The sequence below is a fragment of the Paraburkholderia sp. JHI2823 genome, from assembly GCF_038900695.1.
Taxonomy (GTDB): domain Bacteria; phylum Pseudomonadota; class Gammaproteobacteria; order Burkholderiales; family Burkholderiaceae; genus Paraburkholderia; species Paraburkholderia mimosarum.
Genome location: NZ_JAYMRY010000094.1, coordinates 1 through 5,462, shown reverse-complemented (window position 1 = coordinate 5,462; position 5,462 = coordinate 1). Strand labels below are relative to the sequence as shown.

Sequence of the window (5,462 nt, the reverse complement as noted above, 5' to 3'; positions counted from 1 at the left end):
TCGTCATTCGTCGCTCGGCTTTGTATCGCCGGTTCAGTTCCTGCAAGACTGGATCAAAGCTCAGCAGACCAAGGATGCTGCCGCGTAACCAGAGGCCTCTGGAAGGCGAAAAACCGAGGGAACCTCACTTAAACGCATCGTCAACTTGCGCGCCCGCTCAATCTCTCGTCCTTTTGATAGCAAATACCAATCTACTCCAGCAGCTGTCGAGAAGGGTCTTCGCGCGTTGCTTACCTCTCCGGTCCAAGCCTATTCGGCGATTTCCTGGCGGATGATGAGGAAATCAGCTCAGTGCTGAACCGAATCTAAACAACAATGCACCCATGCAATCAAGCGTTCGTTGGTCACCTTACCTTATCCCGTTGAATTGCGTTGCAATATCTCCGAAATTGTCCGATGCGCGACAAATGTTGGACATTTTCAACAGGCAGTTCAGAATTGTGTTGTGTCTATATGACCGTCCGTCCGGCACGGAAATTGCATCAGTCATTTTCGGAAGTCAAACTCACACGGAGGTGAGGATATGAGTCCCGAAGACGGACGATCTGACCAATGAGGCGGAACCTGAATCCCGCGGTGGCGAAGGTACTCAAGCGCCTGCGTTATCCGCTTGACGTAATTCTTTTATGCCTACGCTGGTACGTTGCCTATCCGCTGAGTCTGCGCCACCTCGAGCAGATGATGGGCAAGCGAGAAATTTCGGTTGACCATTCGACCGTGCATCGCTGGGCACTCAAACTGTTGCCAGTTATGGAGGACGAAACGTACATTCGCGTGAGGGGCGAGTGGAAATATTTGTAACGCGCGGACAAGGCTTGCAACACGGTCGAATTCCTTCTGCCATTCCATCGTGGCAAGGATGCGGCCAGGCGATACTTCGAAAAGGCGATGGTCCAGAACGGTCAACCGGAGACCGTGACAATCGAGAAGAGCGGATCAAACCTGGCGGCACTACAAGCGCTCAATGCTGAACGTAAGACGCCGATCAAGGTCCGCCAGAACAAATGCCTGAACAACGTTGTAGAGCAGGACTACCGTGCCATGAAGCGCCGCACTCGTCGTATTGCATTTCATCTGCCAATACATGACTTCCATGGCAACCATAATGATGCGTGCGCAGCGAAAATCTTTGAATCCCGGCAATTCGTGGCACTCAACCATCTGCCGTTGAGCAATTGTATCCGCTGGCGAAATAAACAATCGTGTGATATCGCGCTTTACTATGACCGTCGCCATTATCGCGAAAAAATCCTTCAACTGACGATGCTGCTAGCAACCTGAGCCAAGTGGCCGGAATAGTGACGGCGGTGCCGCAAGAACAGCGCAATGAGTCGCCTAGGCGCGGCCACCGCGCGAAAATGTGCCGGCTGGCGCACTCGCCTGTGGTGCAACCCGGACGATCCATCTACAACTCAGCGACGAATTGCATACCATCATTTAAAACAGTGCCGCGGTTGTCACAACGGGGCAATTTTCAACAGCCAGTTAGGTCCTCAACGACCTCGCATCAAACTAGGAAGCAGTTCATGGATAGCAATGTAGTACCGACGTTCCTACGCGCTAAACTAAAGCGGGGACTGCTCGAGGTCAAAGTCGACGCCGCCACCTTGCCCGCGGCTAACCTGTTCGGTTTCGCGGAGCGCCGGAATCCAAAGCGGGCATTCCTCTTTGTATCCAAAGTTCTGGGACGCTACATACCGGCGCGCCCATCGATCATGGCTGCCAGTTTCGAGAGCCTCGTCAGCGAGATCCCAGCGAACCTGCCCGGCCCAGTGCTGGTAATCGGCGTGGCCGAAACAGCAGTTGGCCTCGGTGCCGGTGTGCACCGTGCTTACAGTGCAACGCGTTCCGATAGCGTGTACCTCACCAGTACCCGTCATCCTTTGGGTACCGACCTCTTTGCTCGATTCGAGGAAGAGCACAGTCATGCCAGCACCCACTTAGTCCACCTGCCGGTCGATCCCGAGGTTCGTGATTTGATGCTTCAGGCCCGATCTTTAGTCCTGGTGGACGATGAGGCTTCTACCGGCAAGACCTTTCTCAACCTACACCGCGCACTAATCGAAGCCGGCCTCAAGAAGATCGAGCGTGTGGTCACGTGCGTCCTGACGGACTGGTCTGCTGGTGCGGTGAGTAGGGCCATCGGAGAGTCGACCACCGCCGTATCCTTGTTGAGCGGGTCGTATCAGTTCCACGAAGATCAGTCCGCGCCCCTGCCGGATATGCCAGGCGTCGGTGCCGTTTCTATAGGCGAATGGCCTCTCTCACCCCGCAATGACTGGGGGCGCCTGGGTGTTCGCCGCGTGGAGGACACGCTCGCACCGGACATTCAAATCCGGCCCGGCGAGAAGGTCGTCATAGTTGGTACCGGTGAGTTTGTCTGGCGTCCCTTCCTGCTGGCGGAGCGCGCGGAGCGAGCCGGGGCAGACGTCTACTTCAGCTCCACCACGAGATCCCCTATAGCCCTGGGCCACGCGATCGAGCACGTGCTGTCGTTTCCTGACAACTATGGCCTCGGTATTCCGAACTTCCTCTACAACGTGAAGCCCGGTCAGTTCGACCGAGTTCTTATCTGCACGGAAACCCCGGCGCAAGCGCTCCCTGCACAACTGGTTGATGCCCTGAATGCGGAGATAATTTTCGATGAGCAGTAACCGTCCGCTGATATTCGTCGATCTCGACGATACCCTGATCCAGACCGCAGGCAAGATGGAGGAGGCCACACCACGAATCATCGCCACTCTGGACGTGCATGGGCAGCCCAACGGGTACATGAACCCGGTCCAGAACCTCTTCATCAACTGGCTGCTGGCCTCGGCCGATGTCGTTCCGGTTACCGCACGCAGCGTGGAGGCCTACAACCGCGTCAAGCTTCCTTTCACCGAAGGCGCAATTTGCTCCCATGGTGGAGTGATACTCCGCCCTGACGGATCGCTTGACCAGACCTGGCACGGACAGATGGCCGCGTCGCTCCGGACCTTTCAAGACCGGCTGTCGACACTGAGCGAAGCCACCCTGCAAATCGGCAAAGAACTGGGCTACTCCGTGCGCAGTTGCGTAGTCGCAGAGAAAGGTCTGCGCCACTACGTCGTTACCAAGCACAACGAGTCCGACGACTCGGTGCTCACCGAGTTGCTGACCGAAGTTCAATCTCGAAGCATGCTGGAATTCATGCACGCCCACGTTAACGGCAACAACCTCGCCTTCCTGCCTGCGGGTTTGGAAAAGCGCTTCGCCGTTCAAGAATGGTTGCGCCGCGACCGTAAGATCCACGGCGAGCGGCCAGTCCTGGGCTTCGGTGACAGCATCTCCGACCTGGGGTTCATGGATCTCTGTCACATCTGGTCGACGCCGGCGCACAGTCAACTGGCGACCGTAGTGAAGGGGCTCATCAATGACTAATCTTCTCGCCACACTGAGCACCGTCGGCAGCGGCAGCTACGCCCCTGGAGATGTGCATTTCCTTTTGCAGCGCGTGTCGATGAGCGTCACTAACGTTGACGAAAAGGAACTTCTGATCCAGACGAATCAGAAGCATTACTCCGAGATGATAAGCTTGGAGCAGGCTCCTACTAACGTGCACAAGGGTTTCTACACCCATTTCCTGGCGCAGAACGGCGCTCGTATGGCTTCCAATGTTCAGTCCCTGGCCTTGGCATTGAGTGCCGCTTACACCGGGCCGAGCATCGCCCTGGTTTCATTTGTTCGAGCAGGCGTGCCCCTCGGCGTCCTGCTGCGCCGGGCACTCGTCGAAATGGGCCGTGATGCTCACCACTACGGCGTCAGCATCATTCGCGATCGCGGTATCGACACGGTGGCTCTGGAAGCCGTCATCCAGTTGCACGGTCCCGAAAAGATCGTCTTCGTGGATGGTTGGACCGGAAAAGGCGCAATCTCCGGTGAGCTCAAGCGGACCTTGGACGACGACAAGCGCTTCCCAGAAGATCCTCGCCTCGTTGTTCTGGCAGACCCCTGCGGCCGCGCTTGGCTAGCTGGCTCTGCAGAGGACTGGGTAATCCCGTCCGGCATCCTCGGCGCAACCGTGTCCGGCCTAGTCTCCCGCACCATCTGGCCGACTCAAGGCGGGCTTCATGGTTGCGTGACATACGACCACCTGCCTAAGCATGATGTAACCCGAGAGTTCATCAATAAGATCGAGGCCGAACGCGCGGCGCTGTGCGAGAGTTATCCCGCAACTCCATGGACTAACGAACAGCGATTGGAACTCCAAGCGTCCGCTGATGACGTGGTGTCCTCGCTGGCAACTCGCTTTGACATCTCCAATTTGAATCGCGTGAAGCCGGGTATCGCTGAGGCAACCCGAGCGGTTCTGCGTCGTGTTCCTGATCACGTTCTGGTACGTGATCGCAACGACAACGACGTGCAGTTGTTAATGCATCTCACTGACCGCGCGGGCGTGGCCGTAGAGGAAGCTGGCGCCGACCTGGGTCCGTATCGTGCCGCGACAATCATACGGTCTCCGATCTGATGGGCGCCATTTCTCCGTTCGCCGTCGGGGCGACTCTGTACATGCCGACCCGCGGTGACATCCCGGACGTGGATTTCGGCACCAGATCTCAGAATTGCGCTCACCTGTGGTGTGCCTGGAAGACGCGCGGCTTACCGCAGAACCTGGGAGCAACTCGATGCCCGCCTGTCACGGCGCGATGCACGCAAGACGATGGTCGGCCTGCTTGAGCTCGCGGGCCAGCACGGCGTTCCCGATCTCAAGGCGCTGCGTGACCAATACGCAACCCGTGTGGCCCAGTGTCCCGATGTCGAGGTTCAGATGCCGCCCGTTGCGGTCTATCGCGAACTGCTCGAGCAGGTGGCAGCATGAACGTACCCGCGCATGATGGTGGCCGCCTGGCCTTGATGCTCAACGAGCTGCGTTTGCCAACGATCGGTAGCTTGTGGCCCGAGTTCACTGAGCGCTCGGACAAGGAAGCCTGGCCGGCCGCACGCCTGCTCGGCGCACTGCTAGAGCACGAGCTGGCCGAACGCGCTAAACGACGCATCGAGCGGCACCGTGCTGAGTTCGCATCTGGACCCGACCAAGACGCTCGCCGCCTTCGACTTCGGCGCCGTGCCGATGGTCTCAAAAGGGCTCTGTCAGGTTGACGCAGTAGCGGGGGTAGAATGAAGCGATGAAGAAAAGAAAGTCGCTTTATCACGGTCACCGCTTCCCTGCCATCGTCATCAGCTGCGCGGTTCGCTGGTATTTCCGGTTCAGCCTGAGCCTGCGCGATATCGAGGAGTTGTTGCTTGAGCGTGGTGTCGTCGTCACGTATGAAACAATCCGTTGCTGGTGCGACAAGTTCGGCACTGGATTCGTCCAGTGTGCAAAGGCGGCGCGGCGCAAGCGGGGCAGCACATGGCATCTGGATGAGATGTTCGTGACGCTGCGCGGGGAACCGTATCTGCTGTGGCGCGCGGTCGATGAGCATGGCACTGAACTCGAC

The 5,462-nt window shown here is 57.9% G+C and carries 4 protein-coding genes and 3 pseudogenes; all 7 read left to right on the top strand.

Annotated features, from left to right (window positions below):
• Nucleotides 1–552: 552 nt before the first annotated feature.
• Nucleotides 553–1,059: pseudogene (locus VSR34_RS37255) on the top strand (IS6 family transposase); the annotation flags it as partial.
• Between the two features lie 467 nt (nucleotides 1,060–1,526).
• Complete coding sequence (locus tag VSR34_RS37250) at nucleotides 1,527–2,654, top strand: phosphoribosyltransferase domain-containing protein (RefSeq protein WP_342965110.1); 1,128 nt, start codon at nucleotides 1,527–1,529, stop codon at nucleotides 2,652–2,654.
• A complete protein-coding gene (locus tag VSR34_RS37245) occupies nucleotides 2,644–3,402 on the top strand; it encodes a trehalose phosphatase (protein ID WP_342965109.1) in 759 nt (252 codons plus the stop codon). Before VSR34_RS37250 ends, VSR34_RS37245 begins: the two co-directional genes overlap by 11 nt.
• The gene (locus VSR34_RS37240; protein WP_342965108.1) at nucleotides 3,395–4,489 is read left to right on the top strand and encodes a cysteine protease StiP family protein; all 1,095 of its coding nucleotides are present in this window, start codon (nucleotides 3,395–3,397) and stop codon (nucleotides 4,487–4,489) included. Before VSR34_RS37245 ends, VSR34_RS37240 begins: the two co-directional genes overlap by 8 nt.
• Before the next feature lie 123 nt (nucleotides 4,490–4,612).
• A pseudogene (locus VSR34_RS37235) lies at nucleotides 4,613–4,840 on the top strand (IS21 family transposase); the annotation flags it as partial.
• Nucleotides 4,837–5,121 carry an ATP-binding protein gene (locus VSR34_RS37230; protein ID WP_342965107.1) on the top strand — a complete coding sequence of 95 codons (285 nt, stop codon included), beginning with the start codon at nucleotides 4,837–4,839 and terminating at the stop codon, nucleotides 5,119–5,121. The pseudogene VSR34_RS37235 and the gene VSR34_RS37230, both read left to right, overlap by 4 nt.
• Nucleotides 5,122–5,147: 26 nt before the next feature.
• Nucleotides 5,148–5,462: pseudogene (locus VSR34_RS37225) on the top strand (IS6 family transposase); the annotation flags it as partial.

Coding starts and splice junctions, on each gene's coding strand:
- VSR34_RS37250 (WP_342965110.1), top strand. CDS start 1,527: ATGGATAGCAATGTAGTACCGACGTTCCTACGCGCTAAACTAAAGCGG.
- VSR34_RS37230 (WP_342965107.1), top strand. CDS start 4,837: ATGAACGTACCCGCGCATGATGGTGGCCGCCTGGCCTTGATGCTCAAC.
- VSR34_RS37240 (WP_342965108.1), top strand. CDS start 3,395: ATGACTAATCTTCTCGCCACACTGAGCACCGTCGGCAGCGGCAGCTAC.
- VSR34_RS37245 (WP_342965109.1), top strand. CDS start 2,644: ATGAGCAGTAACCGTCCGCTGATATTCGTCGATCTCGACGATACCCTG.